This is a genomic window from Herbaspirillum sp. Her2, from assembly GCF_057961375.1.
Genome location: NZ_CM176331.1, coordinates 440,869 through 467,419 on the forward strand (window position 1 = coordinate 440,869; position 26,551 = coordinate 467,419).

Below are 26,551 nucleotides of genomic sequence, written 5' to 3' on the forward strand. Positions count from 1 at the left end.
CCAGCCGCATGCAGCCTGTCCGGGCGGGCGGTGGCAGGTATAATGTCGGCCTCATGTCCGTTACCAAAGCACCCAACACTCCCCCCGGCGGCCAGGCGCAGCAGAACCCGCAACAAGATCGTCCGCGCGGCCCGCGCGAGCAGCGAGGTCCGCGTCGCACCGCCGCCGAGCCTGCCGTCCATGCCGCGCTGCCCGTGCGCAATCCGCTGCCGCCGGTCACTTTCCCCGAAGAGCTGCCGGTTTCCGGCCGCCGCCACGAGATCGCCGAGGCCCTGCGGGCCCATCAGGTCATCATCGTCAGCGGCGAGACCGGTTCCGGCAAGACCACCCAGTTGCCCAAGATCTGCCTGGAGCTGGGTCGTGGCGAGAAGGGCCTGATCGGTCACACCCAGCCGCGCCGTATCGCCGCCTCTTCCACCGCCAAGCGCATCGCCCAGGAACTCAATTCCCCGCCGGGCGAGTTGGTCGGCTACAAGGTCCGCTTCAACGACACGCTGTCCAAGGGCGCGTGGATCAAGCTGATGACCGACGGCATCCTGCTGGCCGAGACGCAGACCGATCCGCTGCTGCGCCAGTACGACACCATCATCATTGACGAGGCGCATGAACGCAGCCTCAACATCGATTTCCTGCTGGGCTACCTGAAGCAGTTGCTGCCCAAGCGCCCCGACCTGAAGATCATCATCACCTCGGCCACCATCGATGCCGACCGCTTCGCCCGCCATTTCGGCCGCGAGGTCAAGGGCGAGCTCGTGCCGGCCCCGGTGATCGAGGTCTCGGGCCGCCTGTACCCGGTGGAGATCCGCTATCGTCCCATCGACAATGCTGACCGCAGCGGCGTTTCCACCGAAGTCGCGCAGGCGCGTGCACGCGCCGAAGGCCGCGCCAGCCAGGCCCAGAAGGACCGCGAACAGCGCGACCTGATGGATGCCGTGGTCGATGCCGTGGACGAACTGGCGCGTATCGGTTCCGGTGATGTGCTGGTGTTCCTGCCGGGTGAGCGCGAGATTCGCGATGCTGCCGAAGCGCTGCGCAAGCATCATCCGCCGCATGTGGAGATCCTGCCGCTGTTTGCGCGCCTCTCCGCCCAGGAGCAGGAGCGCGTCTTCAAGACCAGCAATGCCCGCCGCATCGTGCTGGCGACCAATGTGGCCGAAACTTCACTGACCGTGCCGGGCATCCGCTATGTGGTCGATGCCGGTCTGGCCCGTGTGAAGCGTTACAGCTACCGCAACAAGGTCGAGCAGTTGCAGATCGAACCGGTGGCGCAATCGGCAGCGAACCAGCGTGCCGGCCGTTGCGGCCGGGTGGCGGCGGGTGTGTGCATCCGCCTGTATGACGAGCAGGATTTCCTGCAGCGCCCCAAGTTCACCGACCCCGAGATCCTGCGCTCTTCGCTGGCCTCGGTCATCCTGCGCATGAAGTCGCTGCATCTGACGGATGTGGAGAGCTTCCCCTTCATCGAACCGCCGCTGGGCCGCGCCATTGCCGACGGCTACCAGCTGCTGCAGGAACTGGGCGCGGTGGAAGAGCAGGGCGGCGTCAATCGCCTGACCGCGCTGGGCAAGCAGCTGGCCCGCCTGCCGCTGGATCCGCGCGTGGGGCGCATGATCCTGGCCGGCCGCGACAATGCCTGCCTGACCGAATTGCTCATCATCGCCGCAGCGGTCTCCGTGCAGGACCCGCGTGACCGGCCCATGGATGCGCAGCATGCGGCTGACAACGCGCACAAGAAATTCGCCGACGAGAAGTCGGAATTTGCCAGCTATCTCAAGATCTGGAAGTGGTTCGAAGAGGCCATCGCGCACAAGAAATCGAATCGCCAGTTGCAGGAACATTGCCGCGAGAATTTCCTCTCGCAACTGCGCCTGCGTGAATGGCGCGATGTCCATTCGCAGCTGCTGACCATCGTCAAGGAACAGGGCTGGCGTCTGAACGAAGCACCGGCCACTTACGATCAACTGCACCTGGCCTTGCTGACCGGCTTGCTGGGCAACGTCGGTTTCAAGAGCGAGGACGATGCGCAATACCTGGGCGCGCGCGGCATCAAGTTCAACATCTGGCCCGGTGCGCACCTGACCAAGAAGCCCGGCCGCTGGGTGATGGCGGCCGAGCTGGTCGACACTGCGCGCCTGTACGCGCGCTGCGTGGCCAACATCCAGCCCGAGTGGCTGGAAAAACTCGGCGGCCATCTGCTCAAGAAATCCTGGGGCGAGCCGCGCTGGGAAAAGCGTGCCGCCCAGGTCACCGCCTCCGAGCGCGCCACGCTCTATGGGCTGGTGGTGTACAGCCAGCGCCGCATCAACTACGGCAAGATCAACCCGACTGAAGCGCGTGAGATCTTCATCCGCGACGCGCTGGTCGGTGGCGACTTCGAGACGCGCGCGCCGTTCTTTGCGCATAACCAGAAGCTGGTGCGCGAGATCGAGAACCTGGAACACAAATCGCGCCGCCTCGATGTGCTGGTGGACGATGAACTGATCATCGGTTTCTACGACAAGCTGATCCCGCACGACATCTGCAATGGGGTCGATTTCGAGAAGTGGCACAAGGAGGCGACGGCCGCCGATCCCAAGCTGCTGTACCTGAACCGTGACGACCTGATGCGTCACGAGGCAGCGGGCGTAACCACCGAGCTCTTCCCCAAGACCATGAACGTGGCGGGCATCGCCATGGCCTTGAGCTATCACTTCGAACCCGGTGCGGCGCGCGATGGCGTGACCCTCACCGTACCGCTGTATGCGCTCAACCAGGTCTCGTCGGACCGCTGTGACTGGCTGGTGCCGGGCATGTTGAAGGAGAAGGTGCACCTGCTGCTCAAATCCCTGCCGCAGAAACTGCGCCGCCATTGTGTGCCGCTGCCCGATTACGCTGCGCGTTTCTGCGACCGCATGGAAGAGCGCAAGACCTTCGGCCGGGGCAACCTGATCGACGCCATCATTGCCGACATCCGCGAGCAGATCACGATTCTGGTCAAGCCCAGCGACTTCAAGCAGGAGACGCTGTCGGCGCACCATGCGATGAACTTCAAGATCGTCGACGAGCATGGACGCCAGCTGGAGATGGGCCGCAATCTCGCTGCCCTGCAGGCCGAATTCGGCGGGCAGGCGCGCCAGCAGTTCCAGAAGCTGGCCGAGCAGGTGGCCATTGCCCCGCGCGAGGATGAGGACAGCGCCGCACCCGCGCCCGCTGCCGCACCCGGCAAGCCCGGTCCGAGCGCAGCCCCGGCGGCTCCCGCTTCGGTGGGCGAGTACAGCAATCTCACCAGCTGGAGTTTCGGTGAATTGCCGGAGCTGCTGGAGATCACGCGTGGCAGTGGCAAGCAGGCGCAGACACTGATTGGATTCCCGGCGCTGGTGGATCGCAAGACGCATTGCGATCTGGAAGTTTTCGATGATCCGGCCGAGGCGGCGCGTTTCCATTACGCCGGCCTGCGTCGGCTGTTTGCCTTGCAGATGAAGGAGCAGCTGAAGTATCTGGAGAAGAACATTCCGGGCCTGCAGCAGATGGGCATGCAATTCATGGCGCTGGGTTCGCAGGAAGAGTTGCGTGAACAGATCCTCAACGCCGGTCTGGAACGGGCTTTCCTGCAGGACCCGCTGCCGCGCAACGCCGATGAATTCAACCGCCGCCGTGATGAAGGCAAGGCGCGTCTGGGTTTGCTGGTCAACGAGATTGCGCGCCTGTGCGGCCAGGTGCTGGCCGAATATCACGCCCTGCCCAAGAAGTTGCAGGGCATCAAGGCCCATGCGGCTGCGGCGGCTGACATGCAGGCGCAGTTGTCGCAACTGGTGGGCAAGCGTTTCGTGGCGGAAACGGATTACGGAAATCTTAGCCACTATCCACGTTACCTCAAGGCCATCAACGTGCGGTTGGACAAGCTGCGCGCCGATCCCGCCCGCGATACGCGCCTGCTGGCAGAGTGGAATTCGGTGGCCTTGCCCTACCAGCGCGCCCTGAAGGACCGCGCCGGCCGGGTTGATCCCAAGATGACCGAGTTCCGCTGGATGCTGGAGGAACTGCGCGTGTCGCTTTATGCGCAGGAACTGAAGACGCCGATGCCGGTGTCGGTGAAGCGTTTGCAGAAGGTGTGGGAGAGCATGCAGCGGTAAGGATGAGCCAGACGGAGGCTTGCTCTTCGTCCTGGCGGATGTTGTGCGAAAGAAGAAAGTGCAGAAGTGATGTGAGCCAAAAAGCCGCTGGTACCCGCAACACTCTCGCTGGCGAAGCAGTGTCAACACAGCGTCACACCAGAAACTTGCATCGGCCCTTCAGTCCATCACCGCTCCATCAACCCGCTCAGCAACGCATCCAACTCCGCATCCCAACCCGGCGACATGATCCGCCGCAGCCTCCGCACCCCATCCCGCTCCTGCATCAACGCGAGATGCCAAGGCTGCGGACTGGTCCATCCAGCCTCCGCATTGCCCAGCCACGGTATCAGCGCGGCGCGCAGGCGTTCATCCTGACAGGGCTGACGCTCCCCGAGGCTGTCAATGAAAACGACACAAGCCACCATATCCCAGGGATGGCGCGCACAGAGCGATAGCGCCGCCGTCTGATGTCCATGCTCACGCAGCATGGTGGCGATATCCTCAAAGCGGATGTAGGCGCCATCCCGGCACAGCTGCACCGCCAGCTTGCGCACTGAGCCCGCCGCGTCCAGCAGAGCCCGCAAGGCCACGGCATCGCGTTCCTGCGGCAACACTCTGGCCCACAGGAACAAGGCCTGTCGCCGCACCCGTTCGCGCGCATCGTCCGCATGGTGGCGCAACAAATTCTCCACATCCGGCTGCCGCCACTGCACCAGCAGCGCCAGTGCGGCGCACAGCGGACGCGCGGCCAGTTGTCCACCCTGGATGGCCTGATGCACGTGGCCCTTCACATCCTCTCCCAACGCTGCCAGTTGCGCTGCCGCCGTCTGCCGGATGCGCGGCATCGGATCGAACAGCAGCGTCAGCAGCGTTTCCCGGGGCAACGGCGCAGGCGCATGGTCGACCGAGAACTGGCGCACCTGTCCGAACGGCGAGCGCAGGCCCAACGGTGTATGCGCACGACGACGCTCGTCATCGAGCCGGGGCAGGGCGAGCAGCGCCCGGTGCGCCTGCATCAGATCGCGCGAGCCCAAGCCGAAGGCCACCAGTTCGTCCAGTCGTTGCGGCAGGTAATCCATTGCCAGCGCATACGCTGCGCGCCGCAGGGGCGCATCGCGTGACGTCAGCGCAGACTTCAGCCAATCCGCACTGTCTTCCGCATCAAGCCCTAGCACGAATGCGGCGATCCACGCGCGGTCCGAGCGCTGCCCGCGTGCCGCGCCATGCAACGCGGCCAGGGCGGGGACGAAATCGGCCGCAGGATGCGTGCTGCGGTAATGCGCCAGTGCCTGCTGCGCTGCCTGTCGTACCGGAGCGCTCCAATCGTTGAGGCGAGCCGCCAGCAGCGGCAGGTAGCGCGTGTCATTCAACACCATCGCGCGTTCGATGCCGGCTTGGCGCAGATAGCCCGAATGCTGCGTGATGCACTCGCAGACCAGTTCCGGCTTCTCCATGGCGGCGACTCTGGGCAAGGCGCGGCGCAATGCAATGTCTCCGTGGCCCGGCAGGTGAACACGCGGCCCCCAGTCGGCAGGCTCGCCACCGTCGGCGTGCGGCAGGTGGTCCCGGCTGCCTTCGCCGGTCGGGCCGGGAATGGGGCGGGTCCAGGCCTTGAGCAAACGCGCAATCAGGAAGAACATATTGTTTCCTTTTGGAAATATCGGTTCATTGTCGCCGATATCCCACAAGATGGGAACCTTCGATTTGCAGCCTGCTCAAAAGTGCGCCTTGTGCCATTCGCCGGAACGGTACGGCATGGACCCCAACAACCAGAAAGAGAGCGCCATGCAAGCCGAATCCTCCCCTGCCGTCACCCCCCTCGAAGAAGCCCTGCGCCGGGCCCACGAAGACCCGGAAGCGCGTCCGGCCTTCTATCGCATGCTCCTGGAGTCCACCGTGTTCGTGCGCGGCAACCTGCCGCCCGACGGCAACCGCGAGCAGGTCCAGATCATGCGCTGGCCCGGCGAAGACGGCGAGATGATGCTGCCCATGTTCAGTTCCATGGAGGAAATCGGGCAAGCCTTCGAGGAAGGCGCTTCCTGTCTGGGCATGACGGTGCGCGAGCTCTTCCGCATGTGTGGCGATGGCCGGACGATTTTCATCCTCTATCCTGACAGCCCCCTCCCCAAGTACTTCGTCCCCGGCGAAGTGGCCCACGTGCTGCAGCAAGACAACGGCGGCGTGCCGCCCTCGCGCGACATGGGCGGTGCCAATGTGCAGCTGGGTGTGCCGGATCAGCCGCCGCAGGCGATGCTGGACGCGCTGTCGGCGTTCTTTACCCGCCACGACAAGGTCAAGGCCGCCTATCTCGCTCTCATGCACAACCCTGGTCACGATCCACAGCCCACCTTGGTGATAGGCGTCGATCTTCCCGCCAGCCACATGGAACGCCTGATGCGCGAGATCACGCACGTGATCGCCGAGCACGGACCGGCCAATGCACCGGTGGACATGTTGCGCGTGGAGGCCGGCAACAGCATCGCCGACTTCATGCTGACCGAGACCAAGCCCTTCTATGAACGCCGCCAACCCGAACGCGTGGGTTTCTTCAAGTCCCTGTTCGGCGGGGGACGATAACTGAGGCAAGCAGGCCTGCCGGGCAGCTGCGGCAGGCCCGGGCGTGCCAGGATGGCCCGCGATGGCCCAACTTGGGCCGGTTTTCGCGTAAAATGCCGGATTCTTTGAATACGTTGAATACCATGGCCATCAAGTCAGACAAGTGGATCCGCCGCATGGCGGAGCAGGAAGGAATGATCGAACCCTACGAGCCCGGGCAGGTGCGCCTGGCCGCTGACGGCAGCAAGATCGTTTCCTACGGCACCTCGTCCTATGGCTACGATATCCGCTGTGCCAACGAATTCAAGATCTTCACCAACATCAATTCCACCATCGTCGATCCCAAGAACTTCGACGAAAAATCCTTCGTGGATTTCAAGGGCGATGTCTGCATCATCCCCCCCAACTCCTTCGCCCTGGCGCGTACCGTCGAATACTTCCGCATCCCGCGCAGCGTCCTGACCATCTGCCTGGGCAAGTCCACCTACGCGCGCTGCGGCATCATCGTCAACGTCACCCCCTTCGAACCGGAATGGGAAGGCTACGTGACCCTGGAGTTCTCCAACACCACGCCGCTGCCCGCCAAGATCTATGCCGGTGAAGGCTGCGCCCAGGTGCTCTTCTTCGAAAGCGATGAAGTCTGCGAGACCTCCTACAAGGATCGCGGCGGCAAGTACCAGGGACAGCATGGCGTGACCTTGCCCAAGACCTGAAAACGATATAAACCATATCGGCAGTACAAAAAATGGCTTCCTGCGGGAAGCCATTTTTGTATCGATCAACGGATTGCCATATCTCGGCAATATGCCTGCCGACATCAGCGCCGCTTGCGTCCCGCACTCAGTTTCAGCGCCTCTTCACGCATCAGCCGTGCCGCGCTGCTGATGCTGCCGGTGCGGTAAGCCAGGTGCAGCGGCGCTTTCAGCTCGGCTGCGCCGCTCAGTTTGAGGTACACCACTCCCTCCGCATTGACCCGCGTCATCGACGCCGGGATGACGGCCACCCCTACGCCCGCCGCCACCAGCGAGAGCGTGGAGAGATTCTTGCGCGCCTCCTGGATCACCTGTGGCGAGAAGCCCGCCGCATGGCAGGCCGCGATGATGGTGTCGTACAGGCCGGGGCCGTTGGGCCGGCGTGTCATGATGAAGGATTCCTCGGCCAGCGCGTGCAGGGCGATGCTCTTGCGCTTGCCTTGCTCGGCCAGCGGATGGTCGATCGGCAACGCGGCCACCATGTCTTCCACCAGCATGGTCTCGATGGTCAGGCCGCCGGAATCCCCCACGGGAGAACGCACGAAGGCCAGGTCCAGCCGCTTGGCGCGCAGTGCTTCGATCAGTTCATTCGTATTGCTTTCTTCCACCGTCATCGCCACGTCCGGCGCATCGGCACGGAAGGCGCGAATGACCGAATGCACGAAGGGATGCAGCGAGGCCGATTCGGTGAAGCCCACGGCGATGCGTCCCATCTTGCCCTGGGCGATGCGGCGCACGCTGGCCACCGTCGTATCGAGTTGCGCCAGCAGGGCGCGGGCATCGTTGAACAGGGCGGTGCCGCTGTCGGTGAGTTCCATGCCGCGCGGCAGGCGGTTGAACAGCGTCACGCCCAGTTCGCGCTCCAGCAGGCGGATCTGTTGCGACAGCGGCGGCTGCTGGATGCCGATGCGCTCGGCCGCCTTGGTCAGGTGGCCCTCTTCAGCCACGGCAATGAAGTAGCGCAACAGGCGCAGGTCGATGGATGGTGACATATCGGTAAAATATGGATAGGGTGTCTGACATATATTAGACAAAAACCCTCCTCAAGCGTAGCCTTTCATGCATGCGGCAATCACGCCGCGCTTGCATGAGATGATGATGAGCACTCCTGACCTCCTGGCCGAGCAACGGCCTATCCCCGCTACCAGGGAATTGTTCCTGGGCTTTCTCGGCCTGGGCATGACCGCCTTTGGCGGCGCGCTGCCGCTGGCACACCGCATGATCGTCGAACGCCGAAAATGGCTGACCGATCCTGAATTCGTCGAGTTGCTGGGCCTGTGCCAGTTCCTGCCCGGGGGCAACATCATCAACCTGTCGGTGGCGCTGGGCATGAAGTTCCGGGGCTGGAAGGGCGCCGTGGCGGGCATCACCGGCTTGATCGCCGTGCCTTCCATGGTGGTGATCCTGCTGGGGATGATCTACCAGCATTTCCAGCATGATCCCAACCTCAAGCATCTGTTCGCCGGACTGGCTGCGGCGGCTGCGGGCCTGCTGATCCAGATGGCCGTCAAGATCGCGCTGCCGCTGCGCAAGAATCTGGTGCTGGCGGCCGTGGCGGTGATCTGCTTCATCGCCATCGCCTTCCTGCGTATCCCCTTGCTGTGGGTGATGCTGGTGATGACACCCATCAGCGTGGTCCTCACCGCACGTTACGGTGATCGCTTTGCCGCCAAGCCGCAGGCTGTGCCGGCGCAGCGTGAGGGCAAGAAGGAGGGCGCGCAATGAGCCAGACCCTGATCGCATTGGCCATCATCTTCACGCAGTTGTCGGTGCTGGCCTTCGGTGGCGGCAATACCATCCTGCCGGAGATGCAGCGCCAGGTAGTGGAAGTGCATCACTGGATGAGCGCCGAGGATTTCAGTGCGCTGTTCGCCTTGGGGCAGGCGGCACCCGGTCCCAACCTGATGGTGGTCACGCTGGTGGGCTGGCATGTGGCCGGCTTCTGGGGGATGCTGGTGACCAGCCTGGCCAAGTTCGGGCCGTCCTCCCTCATCACCATCATCATGTTGCACGTCTGGGAGAGGTTCAAGGACAAGCCCTGGCGGCGGCACGTTCAGGCCGGGCTGCTGCCGGTTACGGGCGGGCTGGTCGCGGCGTCGGCGCTGTTGATCACGCAGGCGTCGATCACCCACGGCTTCCTGGCGGCGATCACGGCGGCCACTGCCATCATCGCGCTCAAGACAAAAATCCATCCGTTGTGGTTGTTGTTTGGCGGGGCGTTGGCGGGATTCTTCTATCTCGGTACTTTCTGACGGCGCCTCTGCCGGAGCGAAAACAAAACAGCCGATGCCCTCGCAGGCATCGGCTGTTTTTTTTTACGTGCAGCGCTGAGGCTTACTGCTTGACGCAATCCACGAAGTAATCGCGGCGGCCGTTGACTTCACGCTTGACCAGGCCATGCACGTCGGTTTCGAAGCCCGGGAATTTCTCGTTGAAATCACGCGCAAACTTCAGGTAATCGACGATGGTCTTGTTGAAGATCTCGCCCGGGATCAGCAGGGGGATGCCCGGCGGATAGGGAGTCAGCAGGATCGAGGTGACGCGGCCTTCGAGTTCGTCCAGGGGGACGCGCTCGATCTCGCGGTGCGCCATCTTGGAGAAGGCGTCCGAAGGCTTCATGGCCGGCTGCATGTCCGAGAGATACATCTCGGTGGTCAGGCGGGCCACGTCGTAGGCGCGGTAGGTCTCGTGGATCTGCTGGCACAGGTCGCGCAGGCCCAGGCGCTCGTAGCGCGGATTGCGCTGCGCGAACTCGGGCAGGATGCGCCAGATCGGCTGGTTCTTGTCGTAGTCGTCCTTGAACTGCTGCAGCGCCGTCACCAGGGTGTTCCAGCGGCCCTTGGTGATGCCGATGGTGAACATGATGAAGAAGGAATACAGGCCGCACTTCTCCACGATCACGCCGTGCTCGGCCAGGTACTTGGTCACGATGGAGGCCGGGATGCCGTTCTCGCCGAACTGGCCGTTCAGGGCCAGGCCGGGGGTGACGATGGTGGCCTTGATCGGGTCCAGCATGTTGAAGCCCGGTGCCAGGTTGCCGAAACCGTGCCAGTCGTCCTCGGCCTTGATGACCCAGTCTTCGCGCTCGCCGATGCCGTCGGCGGCGAAGCTGTTGGGGCCCCAGACCTGGAACCACCATTCATCGCCGAATTCCTGGTCGATCTTCTTCATGGCGCGGCGGAAGTCCAGCGCTTCCAGGATGCTTTCTTCCACCAGCGCCGTGCCGCCCGGCGCTTCCATCATGGCGGCTGCGACGTCGCAGGAGGCGATGATCGAGTATTGCGGCGAGGTCGAGGTGTGCATCAGGAAGGCTTCGTTGAAGGCATCTTCATCGAGCTTCACGGTTTCCGACTCGCGCACCAGGATCTGCGAGGCCTGCGACAGGCCGGCCAGCAGCTTGTGGGTCGACTGGGTCGAGAAGATCAGCGACTTCTTGGCGCGCGGACGGTCCTTGCCGATGGCGTGCATGTCCTTGTAGAAGTCGTGGAAGGTCGCGTGCGGCAGCCAGGCTTCGTCGAAGTGCAGGGTTTCGATCTCGCCGTCGAGCATGTCCTTCAGGGTCTCGACGTTGTAGACCACGCCGTCGTAGGTCGACTGGGTGATGGTCAGGATGCGCGGCTTCTTGTTCTTGGCTTCGCGGGCGAAGGGGTTGGCTTCGATCTTGCGCTGGATGCTTTCCAGGGTGAACTCTTCCAGCGGGATCGGTCCGATGATGCCCAGGTGGTTACGCGTGGGCATCAGGAACACGGGAATCGCGCCGGTCATGATGATGGAGTGCAGGATGGACTTGTGGCAGTTGCGGTCCACCACGACGATGTCGCCCGGTGCCACGGTCGAGTGCCAGACCATCTTGTTGGAGGTCGAGGTACCGTTGGTGACGAAGTAGCAGTGGTCGGCATTGAAGATGCGCGCCGCATTGCGTTCCGAGTTGGCCACCGGGCCGGTGTGGTCCAGCAGCTGGCCCAGTTCTTCCACGGCATTGCAGACGTCGGCGCGCAGCATGCGTTCGCCGAAGAACTGGTGGAACATCTGGCCCACGGGCGACTTCAGGAAAGCCACGCCGCCGGAGTGGCCGGGGCAGTGCCAGGAATAGGAACCATCCTGGGCGTAATCGACCAGGGCGCGGAAGAACGGCGGGGCCAGGCCGTCCAGGTAGGACTTGGCTTCGCGGATGATGTGGCGCGCCACGAACTCCGGCGTATCTTCGAACATGTGAATGAAACCGTGCAGTTCGCGCAGCACATCGTTGGGAATGTGGCGCGAGGTGCGGGTTTCACCGTAGAGGTAGATGGGGATGTCGGCGTTCTTGTGACGAATTTCGCTCACGAAGGCACGCAGGGCCTTGAGGGCGTGGTCGGTTTCTTCGTCAGAGCCGGCACCCATTTCTTCATCGTCGATGGACAGGATGAAGGCCGAGGCGCGCGACTGCTGCTGGGCGAACTGGGCCAGGTCGCCGTAGCTGGTCACGCCCAGCACTTCCATGCCTTCGGCTTCGATGGCGTCGGCCAGGGCGCGGATGCCCAGGCCCGAGGTGTTTTCGGAGCGGAAGTCTTCGTCGATGATGACGATGGGGAATCGGAATTTCATGGATTTCTCCAGGCTTTGCGCGCGTGGGACCGGGTAGGCGGGCGCGCGCAGGGGGTGAAAAGAAAAGCGCCTGGGCTGGCAGTGCTTGCGCGCCGGAAAAATGAAAGCGGGATTGTCGCAGATATGCGCGCAACGTGCGCGCCAACTGCGCTAAAGAGGTGCGCAGTTTAAGCAAAAAAGGGAAAAAACAACAGCCTCGCGCCGACGTGGTTCAACGTCTTTCGTATGTCACAAAAGCGTAGTCCAATCCGGAAGTTTCGGACCGGTGGTCCTCACGTGCCGTCTCCTGCCACAGCAGCGGGTCCAGGGCCGGGAAGAAGGCGTCGCAATCAAAAGCCTGGTTGATGCGGGTGATGATGAGCCGGTCCACCAGCGGCAGGGCTTCCGCATAGATCTGCGCACCGCCGATGATGAAGGCCGGTGCACCCTGCGCCAGCGCGGCGGCGTCCTGCAGCGAGGCCGCCGTCTCCACGCCCGCGTGTTGCCATTCGGCATTGCGGGTGATGACGATGTTGCGCCGGTTGGGCAGCGGCCGGCCGATCGATTCAAAGGTCTTGCGGCCCATCAGGATGGCATGCCCCGAGGTGGTGCGCTTGAAATGGGCCAGGTCTTCCGGCAGATGCCAGGGCAGGGTGTTGCGAATGCCGATGCCGTTGTTGAGGTCGGTGGCGACGACGATGGTGAGGGAGCCGGAAGCTGTGGTCATGCGGGAATCTGGGTTCGGACGGAAGGCCTGCAGCCCGGCGCACGGCCGGATGCAAGGGCGACAGAAGCATAATGTTACAGCAGCCATGCTGCAGCACGGAACTTTATGCGCCGCCACCTGCCCTTATACCTGAACCGGCTGGCCGCTTGCGCGCGCCGGGGCCGGGTTTGCAGTCGAATGAAGTTTCATTCAGGAAATACTGTCCCTCAGGGCGATTCCCTCTGCAAGCATGCCATCTTCATATGAACTAGCGAACAATCCCCGCCACATTTGGGTAAACTAGCGCCTGCTTTCCGGTGCGGCGCTGCTTCCAGTGTCTGCCGGGGCAATCAACCAGAAAATTGCATGTCAGACAAAACAATAATGCTGCTTCACACCACCTCCTGGCCGCGCGAGGGACTCGTTTCCCGGCGCAGTGCCGCACGATCGACCTGGTGGCGTCGCCTCGCCGCTCCGGCGACCCTGGCGGGTCTGCTGGCGCTGGCCTTGCCACAAGCTGCCCTGGCCTTTGATTTCAATACGGTGGCCGCCCGCGCCAAGGCGCTGGCCGGCAAGTCGTACAAGAAGCCCGCCGATGACCTGCCCAAGTCGCTCAAGGACCTGAGCTACGAGCAGGCCAGCCAGATCTACTTCCGCGATGACAAGTCGTATTGGCGCGCCCAGAAGCTGCCTTTCGAACTGTCCTTCATCCATCTGGGCGCGAGCTATACCGAGCCGGTCAAGATCAATGAAGTGGTCGGCGACGCCGTGCGCGAGATCCATTTCAATCCGGCGCTCTTCGATTACAGCGCCAACCGCAGCGTCGATCCGCGCACCCTGCGCAACATCGGCTTTGCCGGGTTCCGCATCCGCTTCCCGCTCAACTCGGCCAAGGTCAAGGATGACGTGCTGACCTTCCACGGTGCCAGCTACTTCCGCGCCATGGGCAAGGGGCAGAGCTATGGCCTCTCCGCGCGCGGGCTGGCCATCGATACCGCACTCTATTCGGGCGAGGAATTCCCGCGCTTCACCGAATTCTGGCTGGAGCGTCCCTCGGGCGATGCCAAGGAACTGGTGATCTATGCGCTGCTGGATTCGCCGCGCGCTACCGGGGCTTATCGCTTCGTCCTCAAGCCTGGCGTGGATACCGCCATGGACGTCAAGGCCCAGCTCTACCTGCGCAGCAATGTCACCAAGCTGGGCATCGCCCCGCTGACCAGCATGTTCCTCTTCGGCGAGAACCAGCCGGGTCCGGCTGATGACTTCCGTCCGGAAGTGCATGATTCGGACGGCCTGTCGATGCAGTCGGGTACCGGCGAATGGCTGTGGCGTCCGCTGGTGAACCCCAAGCGCCTGCTGGTCACTTCGTTCTCCTTCGACAATCCGCAGGGCTTTGGCCTGATGCAGCGCGACCGCAATTTCTCGCACTACGAAGACCTGGACTACAACTACCAGTCGCGCCCCAGCGCCTGGGTCGAGCCCAAGGGCAAGTGGGGTTCGGGCCGCGTGGAGCTGGTGCAGATTCCCACGCCCGACGAGACCAACGACAACATCGTGGCCTACTGGATTCCCAGCACGCTGCCCAAGCCGGGCCAGCCGCTGAACGTGGAATACCGCCTGTCCTGGCAGAAGGACAACGAGAAGCGTCCGCCACTGGCCTTCGTCACGCAGACCCTGTTCGGCCACGGCTACCGTCCCAAGCAGGAAGGCAAGCAGGATGAGGTGCAGCAGCTGGCGATCGACTTCGACGGCGGCAACCTCAAGAAGCTGCCCGCCAATGCGCGCGTGGAAGGCGTGGTCGAGGCCGATGCCAATGGCAAGCTGGCCAGCGTCACCACCCGCAAGAACGAAATGACCGGCGGCTGGCGCGTGGAAGTCAAGCTGCGCCGCCTGGAAGAAAACAAGCCCGTCGAGCTGCGCGGTTTCCTGCGCAATGCCAACGGCGGCACAACTTTGTCTGAAACGTGGAGCTACATATTACCCCCCAACTAAGGCAGACTTCGGCAGCCTCGCAGACGCTGGAGGATTACCTCGCGCGTCTGCCGCTGTCGCCTGAGCAACGCCAGGACCTGGCTGCGCGCGCGGGTGCAATCGGCTCCGGCGATCCGGTGGCCGACCTGCACCGCGTGCTGGCCGAGGCCTCCGGGCGCGATGCCAGCCTGGTACCGGCCGCAGCGCAAGCTTCGGTCGATGCGCGCCTGCGTCTCATGTATCCCGCCGCGCAACCGGCGGCCGTCCCAGTTGCCCAGGCGGCACAGGCGGTGCAGGGTGCGCCCGTTCCTCCCATTGGTGAAGAGCGCGGCCAGCCGCGCATTCCGGTCGGCCCGCCGATGCATCGCAAATCGATGGTGCCGCGCCCGTGGGGCGAACTCAATCCTTTCTCGCGCTGGGTGGAAGAGGAAAACCGCCGCCTGGAACGCCGTCCCAGCCGCTGGCGCCGCGCCCGCAAGGGCCGCGCCAAGGTGGCTGAAGCCGCGCCGCCGGTGGATGACGAACCGCGCTACATCGAGGATCACCTGGACCAGTCCGAGGCCCCCGATCCCAAGGGGCACTGGCAGCATACGGGCAACATCCGCCGTATTACGCTGCTGGTGCTGATGGCGCTGCAGACCTCCATGGCCACCTATTTCATGAGCGACGTGCTGCCGTATCACGGCACCAAGCCGCTGGAGATGGTGGTGCTGTTCCTGTTCGGACTGCTGTTCCTGTGGGTCTCGGCCGGGTTCTGGACGGCCATGACCGGCTTCCTGCTCCTCATGCGCGGTGATGACAAGTACCTCATCTCGCACGAGAAGGCCGGCCATACCGAGATCGCGCCGGAGGCCCGCACGGCCATCGTCATGCCCATCTGCAACGAAGATGTGGCACGCGTCTTCGCCGGCCTGCGCGCGACTTACGAGTCGCTGGAACGCACCGGGCAGATCCAGCACTTCGATTTCTTCATCCTGAGCGACAGCGGCGAAGCCGACATCTGCGCCGCCGAGACTGCGGCATGGGACCGCCTCTGCCGCGAGACCGGCGGTTTCGGACGCATCTTCTATCGTCACCGCCGTCGCCGCGTCAAGCGCAAGAGCGGCAACCTGGACGACTTCTGCCGCCGCTGGGGGGCCGATTACCGCTACATGGTGGTGCTCGACGCCGACAGCGTCATGACCGGCGAATGCCTCACCAAGCTGACCCGCCTGATGGAAGCCCATCCGGGCGCGGGCATCATCCAGACCGCACCGCGCGCAGCCGGGCGCGATACCTTGTATGCGCGCATCCAGCAATTCTCGACCCGCGTGTATGGCCCGCTGTTTACGGCCGGCCTGCATTACTGGCAACTGGGCGAGTCGCACTTCTGGGGCCACAACGCCATCATCCGCCTGCAGCCCTTCATGAAGTACTGCGCGCTGGCGCCGCTGCCGGGCAAGGGCAACCTGTCCGGTCCGATCATGTCGCACGACTTCGTGGAGGCGTCGCTGATGCGTCGTGCAGGCTGGTCGGTGTGGATCGCCTATGACCTGGACGGCAGCTACGAAGAAATGCCGCCCAACCTGCTCGATGAACTCAGTCGGGACCGCCGCTGGTGCCAGGGCAACCTGATGAACTTCCGCCTGTTCCTGGCGCGTGGCATGCACGCGGTGCATCGCGCGGTGTTCGTCACCGGTGTGATGGCTTACGTGTCGGCACCGCTGTGGGGGCTGTTCCTGATCCTCTCCACGGTGCTGCTGGCAGCGCATACGCTGATCGATCCGCAGTATTTCACGGCACCGCGCCAGCTCTTCCCGATCTGGCCGGAATGGCATCCGGAGAAGGCACTGGCGCTGGTCTCGGCCACCGCCACCATCCTGTTCCTCCCCAAGATCCTGGCCGTGCTGCTGTTTGCGGTGAAGGGCGCGCGCGGCTTCGGCGGTGCGCTGGCGCTGTTCGTGAGCATGGTGATCGAGCTGCTGTTCTCGATGGCGCTGGCGCCGGTGCGCATGCTGTTCCACACCCGCTTCGTGCTGGGGGCCTTCCTCGGCTGGAATGCCGGCTGGAAGTCGCCGCCGCGTGCCGACAATGAAACCGGCTGGGGCGAGGCGGTACGCCGCCATGGCTGGCACTCGGTGCTGGGCGTGGCATGGGGTGCGCTGGTGTACTGGCTCAATCCGTCCTTCATCTATTGGCTCATTCCGATTGCCGGTTCGCTGGCGGTGTCGGTGCCGGTATCGGTACTGTCCTCGCGTGTGACGTATGGCCGTGGCTTCCGCCGTGCGGGTCTGTTCAAGATCCCTGAGGAGACCACGCCACCGTTCGAGCTGCGCGAAACCGTGCGCCATCATGAAGAGACCCCGCCGCTGCCGGGCTTCGTCGAGGCCGTGGTCGATCCGTCCTTCAATGCGCTGGTCTGTGCCACGGCGCATGCGCATCCGCACGTGCCGCAACTGACGCAGCACCTGCGCGAGAAGCTGGTGCGCACCGCGCTCAAGGATGGGCCGGACGCGCTCAACGACAAGCAGAAAAACAGCATCCTGGAAGAACCGGGCCTGCTGTCGCAACTGCACCAGGCGGTCTGGAGCGGTGCTGCCGAGGTCCATCCGGACTGGCATGCCGCGCGCCAGCAAGCGGCACCTGCCGCCGCCGTCGCATCACCGGCACTGGCCGCCTGAGGGGGCGGACCACGACCGGAACAGGGGACGGCCGAAGACATTCGGCCGTCATCTTTTGCAGGGATCATCACGCTTTGTTGACCCTGACTTGATTCAACGTTTGCCGCCTGTGACATGACCGAGCCGCACGACCCACTCCCGCACGTAGTCCCGACCACCCATGCGCCTGCCCGGCAGAAAGCCTGGTGGAGTGTCGTCGCGTTGGTGCTGGTGCTGGGCGGCGGCTATGCGCTCTATGCGCGGCAGTCGCCGCCGCCTGCTCCGCCCAAGCCGATTCCGGTGAAGCTGGAAACGGTGGCCGTCGAACGTGCCGACCTGGAGCAGGTCGTCAACGCCACCGGCAATGTGGTGGCCCAGGATTATGTGGACGTCGGCTCCAAGGTGGCCGGCCAGATCTCGGACGTGGAAGTGGTGATCGGCGAGGCAGTCAAGGCCGGACGCCTGCTGGCCACCGTCGCGCCGGCCGTGCAGAACAGCCGCATCGAAAGCAACCGTGCCACGCTGGCACGACTGAAGGCCGAGCTGGCCGGACAGAATGCGCAGCTGGACTTTGCGCAACTGCAGTTCCAGCGCCAGACCCAGCTCAAGGCCGAGAACGCCACTCGCGAAGAATCCTACGAATCCAGCCGCATGAACATGTATGCGGCGGCTTCCCGCGTGGACGCCACCAACGCGCAGATCCAGCAGACCGAAGCGGCCATTCGTGAAGATGAGGCCGTGCAGAAGCAGACCCGCATCGAGGCCCCGGTCAGCGGCACCATCGTCACCCTCAACGCGCGCCCCGGCCAGATGGTCAGCGCCAACCAGGAAGTGCTGATGCGCATCGCCGATCTCTCTCGCATGACGGTGCAGGTGCCGGTATCGGAAGAGGACGTGACGCGCCTCCAAAAGGGCATGACCGCGTATTTCACCACCCCCGGCTATCCCGGCAAGCGCTGGAGCGGCAAGCTGCGCCAGATCATGCTGCTGCCCACCGATGACTCCGGTCGCCAGGGCAAGAAGGCGTATTACACCGTGCTCTTCGATGTGGCCAATCCCAGCCGCGAACTGATGAGCGGCATGAGTGCCGACGTGTATTTCGTGCTGGCGCGGGCGGAACACGTGCCGGCCATTCCGCGCTCGCTCGTGACCAAGCCCGGCATGGATGGCACCCAGACCGTCAAGGTGGTGCTGGCCGATGGTACGCTGGAAACGCGCAAGATCAAGATCGGCATTCGCGATGGCGAACGTGCTCAGGTGCTGTCCGGTCTGAAGGAGGGCGAGCAGGTACTGCTGCCGGCCAATCCGCCGGCACCGGCGGGCAATGGCAACGCCGCCGCCAAGTAATCGCGGGACGGGCGCGAGGCTTGCTGTAAAGTAACGGCTTCGCCGGGTGACCCGGTCCTCTCTGTTTTCATCTGTCGATGTTCAAGCCCATGACACTGCGTAATACACCGCTGCTGACGTCTTCTCCATGGCCCCGCATGACGCGGGTGGCGATGGCGGCCGCGCTGGTGCTGGCCATCGGCGGCTGCGTCACGCGTGAGGTGCAGCCCGATCCCATCCTCGAAATGCAGGTGCCCGACAAATGGGGCGGCGGTGCTTCTGCCGACGTGGCGCACGCCGAGCAGTTGTGGCCCGATACCGACTGGTGGAAACAGTTTGGCAGTGGTGAATTGTCTTCCCTGGTGCAGGAAGGCCAGCGCAACAATTACGAAATCGCTGCCGCCTTCTCGCGCATCAAGCAGGCCGAGGCGCAAGCCCGCATCGCCGGTGCACCGCTGCTGCCCAATGTGAGCCTGAATGCCGGTGCCAACCGCGAGATGCCCATCTCCGGCGGCACGCCCACCAACAGCGCCAATGCCAGCCTGCAGGTCAGCTACGAAATCGATTTCTGGGGCAAGAACCGCGCGGGTGTCGAAGCCGCCGAAGCGACCTTGCGCGCCAATCGCTACGACCGGGAAACGGTCGCGTTGACGGTCACCAGCGGCATCGTTTCCACCTATCTGCAGGTGCTGTCGCTGCGTGACCGGCTGGAGATCGCACGCCAGAACGTCAACAATGCCGAGCGCGTGTTGCGTCTGGTGGAGGCGCAAAGCCGCGCCGGTTCGGCCTCGCCGCTGGACCTGGCGCGCCAGCGCTCGGCCCTGGCCAACCAGCGCCAGCTGATTCCCGATCTGCAACAGCAGGAGCAGGACGCGCAGACCGCGCTGGCCATCCTGCTGGGCCGTCCGCCGCAGAATTTCAAGGTCGAGGAAAAGGGTCTGGCGAAGATCCAGATGCCGCGTATTTCGGCGGGCCTGCCGTCGGAACTGCTGACGCGTCGACCCGACATTCGCCGTGCCGAAGCCAATCTGGCGGCGGCCAATGCCAATGTGGCCGTGGCGCGGGCTTCGCTCTTCCCCAGCATCTCGCTGACCGGTTCCACCGGGGCGCAGAGCAATGCCTTGCTGTCGCTCTTCAATGGTCCGAATCTGTTCGCCAATCTCGGTACCAGCCTGATCGCGCCGATCTTCGACGGCGGCAACCTGCGCAACCAGCAGGCGCTGGCCGAGGCGCAGAAGGAAGAACTGGTGCAGGTGTATCGCCAGCGCGTGATTACCTCGCTGTCGGAAGTGGAAAAGGCCCTGGGGGCCATTCGCAGTCTGGAAGAGCGTTATCGCCTGAAGGTCAATGAGGTGGACCAGGCGCGCTTCGCCTTCGAGCTGGCGGAGATCCGCTATCGCGCCGGGGCCGAGGATCTGCTGGTGGTGCTCGATACCCAGCGCACCTTGTCGGAAGCGCAGAACCAGCTGGGCCAGATCAAGCTGCAGCGCCTGCAGGCGACCGTCTCGCTCTACAAGGCCCTGGGTGGCGGCTGGCAGGACAAGCAGGTGCCGGCGGAGCCCGGTGCTGCCAGCACCGACACCGTCTCCTGAATCCAGGCGCGGGTCAGCCCTGCGCCTGCCACTCCTGCACCAGCAGGTGCACCAGTTCCCCGACCGTATAGCCATCCCGGATGAGCGCCGCGCCCTGGCCAGCCCAGTGGGCGCCGAACTCGTGCACCTCCCTGGCGGTGGCCATGGCGTGCAACTGCTTGCCGGCGTCGTAGGCGGCGGGGTACGCAGGGATGGGGGTTGCAGGCGATATGTCGATTTCTTCCATGAAGCGGTTGACGATGCCCCGTGCGCGGCGGCCGGAGATGGCGGCGGTCACGCGCGTGTGCCGGGCACGTGAACTCTTGAGCAGATTTCTGTAGGCGGCGTTGGCACCCGATTCACGCGTGAGCAGGAAGGCCGTGCCCAGTTGCACCGCCTGCGCGCCCAGCCGCAGGGCTGCCGCAATGCCGGCACCATCCATGATGCCGCCGGCGGCGATCACCGGCAGCCGGCACTGCGTGGCCAGCAGGCGTACCAGGGCGAAGGTGCCGATTTCCTCATCCTTGTGTTCATCAAAGATGCCGCGATGGCCGCCGGCTTCAATACCCTGCGCCACGATGGCATCCAGTCCGGCTGCCTCGATCTGGCGTGCTTCGTCCAGATTGGTGGCGGTGGCCATCAGGAAGACACCGGCGTTTTTCAGTGACTGGATGACGCCCGCGTCCGGTAATCCGAAGTGGAAACTGACCACGGCCGGGGGCAATTCCAGCACCAGTTGCTGCATCCCGGTATCGACGATGAAGCTCTGGTAGATCTCTTTCAAGGGCAGGCTGATGCTGCCGCCGAATTCGTCCAGATGGCCTTGCAGGTGCCTGACCCACGCCGCATCGCGGGCGGGATCCAGGACGGCCGGCTGGTGGCAGAAGAAATTGACGTTGAAGGGTTTGTCGGTGAGGGCATGCAATTGCGCCAGCGCCTCGCGCGCCTGCGCCACCGAAGAGGCCCCCAGCGCCAGCGAGCCCAGCGCACCGGCATTGGAGGCAGCCGCTGCCATGGTCACGGTGGAACTGCCCGCCATCGGGGCCTGGATGATGGGATGGGCCAGGCCCAGTCGTTGCAGCAGCGCGTTGGACATGCGAACTCCCTAAGCGCAGGCCGGCCCTCAACGGAGCCGGCTTGCCGAGGTGGATCAGACCGCCATGGGCGCGGTCAGCGGGGCGTGGTGCTGGTAGTTGACCAGCGAGAAGTCGGTCGGCTCGACCAGTTCCAGCCATTGCGGGGCGTACTCGCGGGTCCTGGCGAATTCCGGCACGCGCTCGGCGATGGCCAGTTGCGGCAGCGGATAGGGCTCGCGCGTCAACTGTTCCTTGACCATGTCGATATGGTTTTCATAGATGTGCGCATCGCCCACGAAGTAGCTGACCCAGCGCGGCTTGTAGCCGGTCAGGCGTGCCACCAGGTGCAGCAGCGCCGCGCCTTCGGCCAGGTTGAAGGGCGTGCCCAGGCCGATGTCGTTGCTGCGCACGTACAGGCAGAGCGAGATCTCGCCGGTGCTCTGGTTGGGCAGGAACTGGTACAGCAGGTGGCAGGCGGGCAGGGCGATTTCGTCCAGCACCGCGCAGTTCCAGCCGTGGAACAGGATGCGGCGGCTGCCGGGATTCTTGACGATGGTATCCAGGCATTCGCGCAACTGGTCCACGGCCTTGTAGAGCAGGACTTTTTCCACACCGTTGTCCTGCAGCGAGGAGACGATGGCAAAGCCCTTGGCACGGGCCGCGTCGATCTGCGCTGTGTGCGCAGCGTCGATCAGCTTGTAGGCCGGCCATTCGCGCCACTGCACGCCATACACCGGGCCCAGGTCATCGGTGCCGGTGCGGAACGGATTGGCCAGCCAGTCGGCGTTTTCGTTGGCGTTCTGGTCCCAGACCTTGCAGCCCAGCGCGCGGAAATCGGCCGCGCTGCGGGTGGCGCGCAGGAAGCCGCACAGTTCGCCCACCACCGACTTGAAGGCCAGGCGCTTGGTGGTCACTGCCGGAAAACCCTTCTGCAGGTCGAAGCGCATCATGGCGCCGGGAATGCTCAGGGCACGGATGCCGGTGCGGTTGTCTTGCCAGGAGCCGTTGGTCAGCACGTCCTGGATGAGGTCTTGGTATTGTTTCATTGCAATGTTCGGGAGGTTGGCCGGGAGGCCAAAGGATGGGGGATTGTAGCCTATCGACGGCCCGAACATCTGTCGCCACAACAGCTTGTCATCGCAGCAATATGAAGAAAAACACCGGAGGCGGTCGCCCGCTCCGGTGTCATCAATGGGGCTGCGCCTGCCTCAGAATCCTACTTTCTGCCCGCCCTTGAGCTGCAGCATCGCGCGCGCCTCGTCGGGCGTCGCCACCTGCAAGGAAAGCGCCTCGATCACGGTGCGGATGCGGCGCACCTGGTCGGCATTGCTTTTGGCCAGCTGGCCGGGGCCATCCCAGAGTGAATCTTCCAGCCCCACGCGGGTATGCCCGCCCATGGCGGCGGCCATGGTGGCAATCGGGATCTGGCCGCGCCCGGCACCCAGCACCGACCAGAAGTAGGCGTCGCCGAAGAGGCGGTCGGCGGTGCGCTTCATGTGCATCACGTCTTCGACATCGTTGCCGATGCCGCCGCGCAGGCCGAAGACCGACTGGATCAGGAAGGGCGGCTTGATCAATCCACGGTCGATGAAGTGCGCGGCCGTGTAGAGATGGCCGATGTCATAGCACTCGATCTCGAAGCGGGTCTGGTTGGCGCTGCAGGATTCAAGGATGTAGGCGATGTCCTTGAAGGTGTTGCGGAAGATGCGGTCATCGGAGCCGGCCAGGTAGGGCTGTTCCCAGTCGTAGTTGAAATCCTTGAAGCGGTTCAGCATTTCATACAGGCCGAAGTTCATCGAGCCCATGTTCAGGGAGGCCACTTCCGGCTTCAACTGCAAGGCCGGTTGCAGCCGCTCTTCCACCCCCATGGTCGGCGCGCCGCCCGTGGTGAGGTTGATGACCACGTTGGAGGCGGCCTTGATCTGCGGCAGGAATTTGCGGAAGGCGTCCGGATCCTGCGTCGGTTTGCCATTCTGCGGATCGCGCGCATGCAGGTGCACGATGGCGGCGCCAGCGTCGGCCGCGGCCAGGGCTTCGTCGCGGATCTGCTCGGGCGTGACCGGCAGGTAGGGCGACATTGAGGGGGTATGAATGGCACCGGTAATGGCGCAGGTGATGATGACTTTGCGAGGCTGGGCCATGGGGCTAGCTCCTGAAAAGATGAAGGAAAAGGAAAGAAGGCCGTTGCGCCAGCTCAGGCCAGCGTTTCCACGTTGCCGCACACCGACAGGCTCTGGCCGCTGATGGCCGCGCCGGCGGGCGAGCAGAGGAAGAGGATCTGGTTGGCGATATCCTGGGCGCTGACCATGCGCCGCAGCGAGACCTTGGAGAGCAGCCGTGCGCGCATTTCTTCATGTTCGATGCCGTAGGCCGCTGCCTTGGCCGCCACGATGCGTTCCTGGCGCGGCCCTTCGACGATGCCGGGCAAGACGGCGTTGACGCGGATGTTGGACGGCCCCAGTTCGATGGCCCAGGTCTCGGTCAGTCCGATGACGCCATACTTGGAAGCCGAATAGGGCGTGCGCAGTGCAAAGCCCAGCCGGCCGGCAACTGAAGAGATGTTGATGATGGCCCCGCCGCCGTTCTGCTTGAGCATCGGCACCGCACGCCGGGTGCAGAGGAAGGGGCCGGTCAGGTTGATGGCGATGGTCTGGTCCCATTCGGCCGGAGCGATGTCTTCCACCGGCAGGGTGGGTCCGGCGATGCCGGCATTGTTGACCAGCACGTCCAGCCGTCCATCCCAGCGCGAGGCCAGGTCGGCGAACATGGCATCGACCTCCTCGGGCCTGGCCACGTCAGTGCGGCTGAAACTCACCGCCGCGCCTGCCAGACGGGCACGGGCATCGGCCAGGAAAGCCTCATTGATATCGCAGACATGCACTTGAGCGCCTGCTTTGATGAACGTTTCTGTAATTGCGAGGCCGATGCCCTGGGCACCGGCGGTGACGATGACTTTCTGGTCCTGCAGATTCAGTTCCATGGGTTTGTCTCCTGAGGGGGTCATCCGGCCCAGATGCCAGCGCTGGCTGGTCTTGTCGTGGGGGGCGGTCGGGTGCGGACGACTGTAGTAGAGCCGGACCGGAGCGTCAACGACAGCATCCTGACCAGCGGCTGCCGATCAAATCGGCCGATTTCGCCGCCGGAGCGCATGGGAGGCGGGCTGGGGCGCAGCGGCGAGGAGGGTGGGGCGCGGGCAGGATGAACAGATTGCGCGGGCGGAGAAAAACTTTCATCAATCGCCGTGGAAGGCAGGCGGGCAGGGCGTCGCTGCCGCGCTGCATCAAAATTCACGGGAGCGTGGCAGGCTGTTGGTACAATGCCCACTTTTCGCCACTTCCCCTCTTTCACACAGGCTTATGGATATCCTTCTGTTCCTGGTCGATTTCATCGTCCACATCGACCGTCACCTGGCCGAACTGGCCGTTTCCTATGGACCCTGGCTGTTCCTGATCCTGTTCCTGATCATCTTCTGCGAAACCGGCCTGGTGGTCACGCCCATCCTGCCGGGTGATTCGCTGCTGTTCGTCACCGGTGCACTGGCTGCTACCGGGGCTTATGACATCCACCTGATGCTGCTGACCCTGATCGTGGCCGCCATCCTGGGCGACAGCACCAACTACCAGATCGGCAAGATGCTGGGGATCAAGGTGTTCGACAAGCCGAATTCGCGCATCTTCAAGAAGGAATACCTGGAGAAGACCCATGCCTTCTTCGAGAAGCACGGCGGCAAGGCCATCATCATTGCCCGCTTCGCGCCCATCGTGCGCACCTTCGCACCCTTCGTGGCAGGCGTGGGTGCGATGACCTATTCGCGCTTCTTCCTCTACAACGTCATCGGCGGCATCGCCTGGGTGACCAGCTTCGGCTATGCCGGCTACTTCTTCGGCAACCTGCCTATCGTCAAGAAGAACCTGAGCCTGTTGATCGTGGCCATCGTGATCCTGTCGGTCCTGCCGGGCATCATCGAGTACTTCCGCCACAAGCGCCGTCCGGGCTGATCGTCCGGCCCGACTTCGAGGCAATAAAAATGCCGGTCAGCGCTGCGCAGCGCTGACCGGCATTTTTCTTTTGTTGAGCTGTCAGGCGTGGTTTAGTCCTGCTTGCCGCCATATTGCACATCCGGCCGCAACGGCGTCTTGCTGGACGCGGCCCGCACGTATTGCGGCGGCCACGCCACGTCTTCGCGCAATTGCTGCGCGGCATGCAGCGGCCAGTAGGGATCGCGCAGCAGTTCGCGCGCCAGCAGCACCAGGTCGGCCTGGCCTGTGCGCAGCACGTGCTCGGCCTGGATCGCTTCGGTAATCATGCCGACCGTGCCGGTGGCGATGCCCGTTTCGCTTTTGACACGCGCGGCAAAGCCGGTCTGGTAGCCGGGGCCGACGGGAATGGCCGCCGAGGGCAGGTTGCCGCCCGTGGAGACATCGACCAGATCGACACCCATGTCACGCAGGCGGGCCGAGAGCGCGACCGTGTCATCGGCATTCCAGCCGCCTTCGGTCCAGTCGGTGGCCGACAGGCGCACCAGCAGCGGCAGTTCGGCCGGCCAGACGGCGCGGGTGGCTTGCACCGTTTCCAGCAGGAAGCGGATACGGTTCTCGAAGCTGCCGCCATATTGGTCGGTACGCTTGTTGCTCAGCGGTGAGAGGAACTGGTGACCCAGGTAGCCGTGCGCACCGTGCAGTTCGATCACCTTGAAGCCGGCAGCCAGCGCGCGACGGGCGGCGTCGGCAAAGGCCTGCACCAGCGAGGCGATCTCGGCCACCGTCAAGGCGTGCGGCTCGGTATAGGTCGTGTCGAAGGGCAGAGCCGAGGGTGCCTGTGGCAGCCAACCACCCTCGGCCACCGGCACGCTGCCGGCCGGGCCATCCCAGGGGCGCAGGGCGCTGGCCTTGCGCCCCGCATGAGCCAGCTGGATGCCGGGGACGGCACCCTGCTGTTCGATGAAACGGGTAATACGGCGCAGCGGCGCGATGTGCTCATCCTTCCAGATGCCGAGGTCGGCGCTGGTGATGCGGCCTTCCGGCACGACCGCGGTGGCCTCCATGATGACCAGGCCGGCCCCGCCCACGGCGCGGCTGCCCAGATGCACCAGGTGCCAGTCGTTGACGAAGCCATCCTCGGCCGAGTACTGGCACATCGGCGAGACCGCGATGCGGTTGGGCAAGGTGACGCCGCGCAGGGTCAGCGGCGAAAACAATTGACTGCTCATGCAAGAACTCCTGTCATGTCGTGGCATCGGGACGATGCCGAGATGCGCAGTCTAGGGGATTTCCAAAAAGTGCGTCGGCGCCCCC

At 64.1% G+C, this 26,551-nt stretch carries 19 protein-coding genes; 10 read left to right on the plus strand and 9 right to left on the minus strand.

The genetic code is table 11. From position 1 onward, the window contains the following. The first annotated feature begins 53 nt into the window (after nucleotides 1-53). A complete protein-coding gene (gene hrpA / locus ACWHXP_RS01975; protein ID WP_489634614.1) occupies nucleotides 54-4,112 on the plus strand; it encodes an ATP-dependent RNA helicase HrpA in 4,059 nt (1,352 codons plus the stop codon). A 167-nt stretch (nucleotides 4,113-4,279) separates the two neighbouring features. Here the strand turns inward: hrpA and ACWHXP_RS01980 are convergent, their stop codons facing one another. After that, complete coding sequence (locus ACWHXP_RS01980; RefSeq protein WP_489634613.1) at nucleotides 4,280-5,734, minus strand: HEAT repeat domain-containing protein; 1,455 nt, start codon at nucleotides 5,732-5,734, stop codon at nucleotides 4,280-4,282. Between the two features lie 115 nt (nucleotides 5,735-5,849). Between ACWHXP_RS01980 and ACWHXP_RS01985 the strand changes: the two genes are divergently transcribed. Beyond that, nucleotides 5,850-6,671, plus strand: coding sequence for an enhanced serine sensitivity protein SseB C-terminal domain-containing protein (locus ACWHXP_RS01985; RefSeq protein ID WP_489634612.1), 822 nt, complete (start codon nucleotides 5,850-5,852; stop codon nucleotides 6,669-6,671). Between the two features lie 122 nt (nucleotides 6,672-6,793). Continuing rightward, a complete protein-coding gene (dcd, locus tag ACWHXP_RS01990; RefSeq protein ID WP_039784915.1) occupies nucleotides 6,794-7,363 on the plus strand; it encodes a dCTP deaminase in 570 nt (189 codons plus the stop codon). 104 nt (nucleotides 7,364-7,467) lie between these two features. Here the strand turns inward: dcd and ACWHXP_RS01995 are convergent, their stop codons facing one another. After that, the gene (locus ACWHXP_RS01995; protein WP_489634611.1) at nucleotides 7,468-8,394 is read right to left on the minus strand and encodes a LysR family transcriptional regulator; all 927 of its coding nucleotides are present in this window, start codon (nucleotides 8,392-8,394) and stop codon (nucleotides 7,468-7,470) included. A gap of 100 nt (nucleotides 8,395-8,494) precedes the next feature. On the opposite strand from ACWHXP_RS01995, the gene ACWHXP_RS02000 reads away from it, so the two are divergent. Next, nucleotides 8,495-9,127 (plus strand): chromate transporter, encoded by a 633-nt coding sequence (locus tag ACWHXP_RS02000; RefSeq protein WP_489635884.1) that lies wholly within the window; start codon nucleotides 8,495-8,497, stop codon nucleotides 9,125-9,127. Further along, nucleotides 9,124-9,654, plus strand: coding sequence for a chromate transporter (locus tag ACWHXP_RS02005; RefSeq protein WP_088754808.1), 531 nt, complete (start codon nucleotides 9,124-9,126; stop codon nucleotides 9,652-9,654). The genes ACWHXP_RS02000 and ACWHXP_RS02005 overlap by 4 nt, the downstream gene beginning before the upstream one ends. Before the next feature lie 82 nt (nucleotides 9,655-9,736). On the opposite strand, the gene ACWHXP_RS02010 is transcribed toward ACWHXP_RS02005, so the two are convergent. Both ACWHXP_RS02010 and ACWHXP_RS02015 read right to left on the minus strand, forming a co-directional pair. Continuing rightward, entirely contained in the window at nucleotides 9,737-11,989 is a 2,253-nt protein-coding gene (locus ACWHXP_RS02010) for an arginine/lysine/ornithine decarboxylase (protein ID WP_121045317.1), read from the minus strand. Nucleotides 11,990-12,200: 211 nt separating this feature from the next. Further along, a complete protein-coding gene (locus ACWHXP_RS02015) occupies nucleotides 12,201-12,695 on the minus strand; it encodes a dihydrofolate reductase (RefSeq protein ID WP_310159853.1) in 495 nt (164 codons plus the stop codon). A 345-nt stretch (nucleotides 12,696-13,040) separates the two neighbouring features. Here ACWHXP_RS02015 and ACWHXP_RS02020 point away from each other — a divergent pair, with 345 nt between their 5' ends. The 4 genes from ACWHXP_RS02020 (at nucleotide 13,041) to ACWHXP_RS02035 (ending at nucleotide 20,202) form a co-directional block, all read left to right on the plus strand. After that, nucleotides 13,041-14,666 (plus strand): glucan biosynthesis protein G, encoded by a 1,626-nt coding sequence (locus tag ACWHXP_RS02020; RefSeq protein WP_489634610.1) that lies wholly within the window; start codon nucleotides 13,041-13,043, stop codon nucleotides 14,664-14,666. Then, nucleotides 14,639-17,305 carry a glucans biosynthesis glucosyltransferase MdoH gene (mdoH, locus tag ACWHXP_RS02025; protein ID WP_489634609.1) on the plus strand — a complete coding sequence of 889 codons (2,667 nt, stop codon included), beginning with the start codon at nucleotides 14,639-14,641 and terminating at the stop codon, nucleotides 17,303-17,305. Before ACWHXP_RS02020 ends, mdoH begins: the two co-directional genes overlap by 28 nt. A gap of 114 nt (nucleotides 17,306-17,419) precedes the next feature. Continuing rightward, nucleotides 17,420-18,631, plus strand: a complete 1,212-nt coding sequence (locus ACWHXP_RS02030; protein ID WP_489634608.1) for an efflux RND transporter periplasmic adaptor subunit — start codon at nucleotides 17,420-17,422, stop codon at nucleotides 18,629-18,631. Between the two features lie 89 nt (nucleotides 18,632-18,720). Next, nucleotides 18,721-20,202 (plus strand): efflux transporter outer membrane subunit, encoded by a 1,482-nt coding sequence (locus ACWHXP_RS02035; RefSeq protein ID WP_034330232.1) that lies wholly within the window; start codon nucleotides 18,721-18,723, stop codon nucleotides 20,200-20,202. Nucleotides 20,203-20,215: 13 nt separating this feature from the next. Here ACWHXP_RS02035 and ACWHXP_RS02040 read toward each other — a convergent pair whose 3' ends face one another. The 4 genes from ACWHXP_RS02040 to ACWHXP_RS02055 form a co-directional block, all read right to left on the minus strand. Beyond that, the gene (locus ACWHXP_RS02040; RefSeq protein WP_134223077.1) at nucleotides 20,216-21,277 is read right to left on the minus strand and encodes an NAD(P)H-dependent flavin oxidoreductase; all 1,062 of its coding nucleotides are present in this window, start codon (nucleotides 21,275-21,277) and stop codon (nucleotides 20,216-20,218) included. A 54-nt stretch (nucleotides 21,278-21,331) separates the two neighbouring features. Continuing rightward, on the minus strand, nucleotides 21,332-22,303 hold the full coding sequence (locus ACWHXP_RS02045) for a thymidylate synthase (protein WP_489634607.1): 972 nt from the start codon (nucleotides 22,301-22,303) through the stop codon (nucleotides 21,332-21,334). A 162-nt stretch (nucleotides 22,304-22,465) separates the two neighbouring features. Beyond that, nucleotides 22,466-23,398: a 3,5-dioxohexanoate:acetyl-CoA acetone transferase gene (gene kce, locus ACWHXP_RS02050; RefSeq protein WP_489634606.1), complete on the minus strand. Its 933-nt coding sequence runs from the start codon at nucleotides 23,396-23,398 to the stop codon at nucleotides 22,466-22,468. A 53-nt stretch (nucleotides 23,399-23,451) separates the two neighbouring features. Then, complete coding sequence (locus ACWHXP_RS02055; protein ID WP_134223075.1) at nucleotides 23,452-24,237, minus strand: SDR family oxidoreductase; 786 nt, start codon at nucleotides 24,235-24,237, stop codon at nucleotides 23,452-23,454. 376 nt (nucleotides 24,238-24,613) lie between these two features. Here ACWHXP_RS02055 and ACWHXP_RS02060 point away from each other — a divergent pair, with 376 nt between their 5' ends. Next, entirely contained in the window at nucleotides 24,614-25,255 is a 642-nt protein-coding gene (locus ACWHXP_RS02060) for a DedA family protein (protein WP_489623519.1), read from the plus strand. 92 nt (nucleotides 25,256-25,347) lie between these two features. On the opposite strand, the gene ACWHXP_RS02065 is transcribed toward ACWHXP_RS02060, so the two are convergent. Then, complete coding sequence (locus ACWHXP_RS02065) at nucleotides 25,348-26,466, minus strand: NADH:flavin oxidoreductase/NADH oxidase (protein ID WP_134137507.1); 1,119 nt, start codon at nucleotides 26,464-26,466, stop codon at nucleotides 25,348-25,350. Nucleotides 26,467-26,551: the final 85 nt, after the last annotated feature.

Excerpts from the sequence above, each read along its gene's own strand:
- hrpA (WP_489634614.1), top strand. The coding sequence starts at position 54 with ATGTCCGTTACCAAAGCACCCAACACTCCCCCCGGCGGCCAGGCGCAG.
- ACWHXP_RS01980 (WP_489634613.1), bottom strand. The coding sequence starts at position 5,734 with ATGTTCTTCCTGATTGCGCGTTTGCTCAAGGCCTGGACCCGCCCCATT.
- ACWHXP_RS01985 (WP_489634612.1), top strand. The coding sequence starts at position 5,850 with ATGGACCCCAACAACCAGAAAGAGAGCGCCATGCAAGCCGAATCCTCC.
- dcd (WP_039784915.1), top strand. The coding sequence starts at position 6,794 with ATGGCCATCAAGTCAGACAAGTGGATCCGCCGCATGGCGGAGCAGGAA.
- ACWHXP_RS01995 (WP_489634611.1), bottom strand. The coding sequence starts at position 8,394 with ATGTCACCATCCATCGACCTGCGCCTGTTGCGCTACTTCATTGCCGTG.
- ACWHXP_RS02000 (WP_489635884.1), top strand. The coding sequence starts at position 8,495 with ATGATGATGAGCACTCCTGACCTCCTGGCCGAGCAACGGCCTATCCCC.
- ACWHXP_RS02005 (WP_088754808.1), top strand. The coding sequence starts at position 9,124 with ATGAGCCAGACCCTGATCGCATTGGCCATCATCTTCACGCAGTTGTCG.
- ACWHXP_RS02010 (WP_121045317.1), bottom strand. The coding sequence starts at position 11,989 with ATGAAATTCCGATTCCCCATCGTCATCATCGACGAAGACTTCCGCTCC.
- ACWHXP_RS02015 (WP_310159853.1), bottom strand. The coding sequence starts at position 12,695 with ATGACCACAGCTTCCGGCTCCCTCACCATCGTCGTCGCCACCGACCTC.
- ACWHXP_RS02020 (WP_489634610.1), top strand. The coding sequence starts at position 13,041 with ATGTCAGACAAAACAATAATGCTGCTTCACACCACCTCCTGGCCGCGC.
- ACWHXP_RS02030 (WP_489634608.1), top strand. The coding sequence starts at position 17,420 with ATGACCGAGCCGCACGACCCACTCCCGCACGTAGTCCCGACCACCCAT.
- ACWHXP_RS02035 (WP_034330232.1), top strand. The coding sequence starts at position 18,721 with ATGACACTGCGTAATACACCGCTGCTGACGTCTTCTCCATGGCCCCGC.
- ACWHXP_RS02040 (WP_134223077.1), bottom strand. The coding sequence starts at position 21,277 with ATGTCCAACGCGCTGCTGCAACGACTGGGCCTGGCCCATCCCATCATC.
- ACWHXP_RS02045 (WP_489634607.1), bottom strand. The coding sequence starts at position 22,303 with ATGAAACAATACCAAGACCTCATCCAGGACGTGCTGACCAACGGCTCC.
- kce (WP_489634606.1), bottom strand. The coding sequence starts at position 23,398 with ATGGCCCAGCCTCGCAAAGTCATCATCACCTGCGCCATTACCGGTGCC.
- ACWHXP_RS02055 (WP_134223075.1), bottom strand. The coding sequence starts at position 24,237 with ATGGAACTGAATCTGCAGGACCAGAAAGTCATCGTCACCGCCGGTGCC.
- ACWHXP_RS02060 (WP_489623519.1), top strand. The coding sequence starts at position 24,614 with ATGGATATCCTTCTGTTCCTGGTCGATTTCATCGTCCACATCGACCGT.
- ACWHXP_RS02065 (WP_134137507.1), bottom strand. The coding sequence starts at position 26,466 with ATGAGCAGTCAATTGTTTTCGCCGCTGACCCTGCGCGGCGTCACCTTG.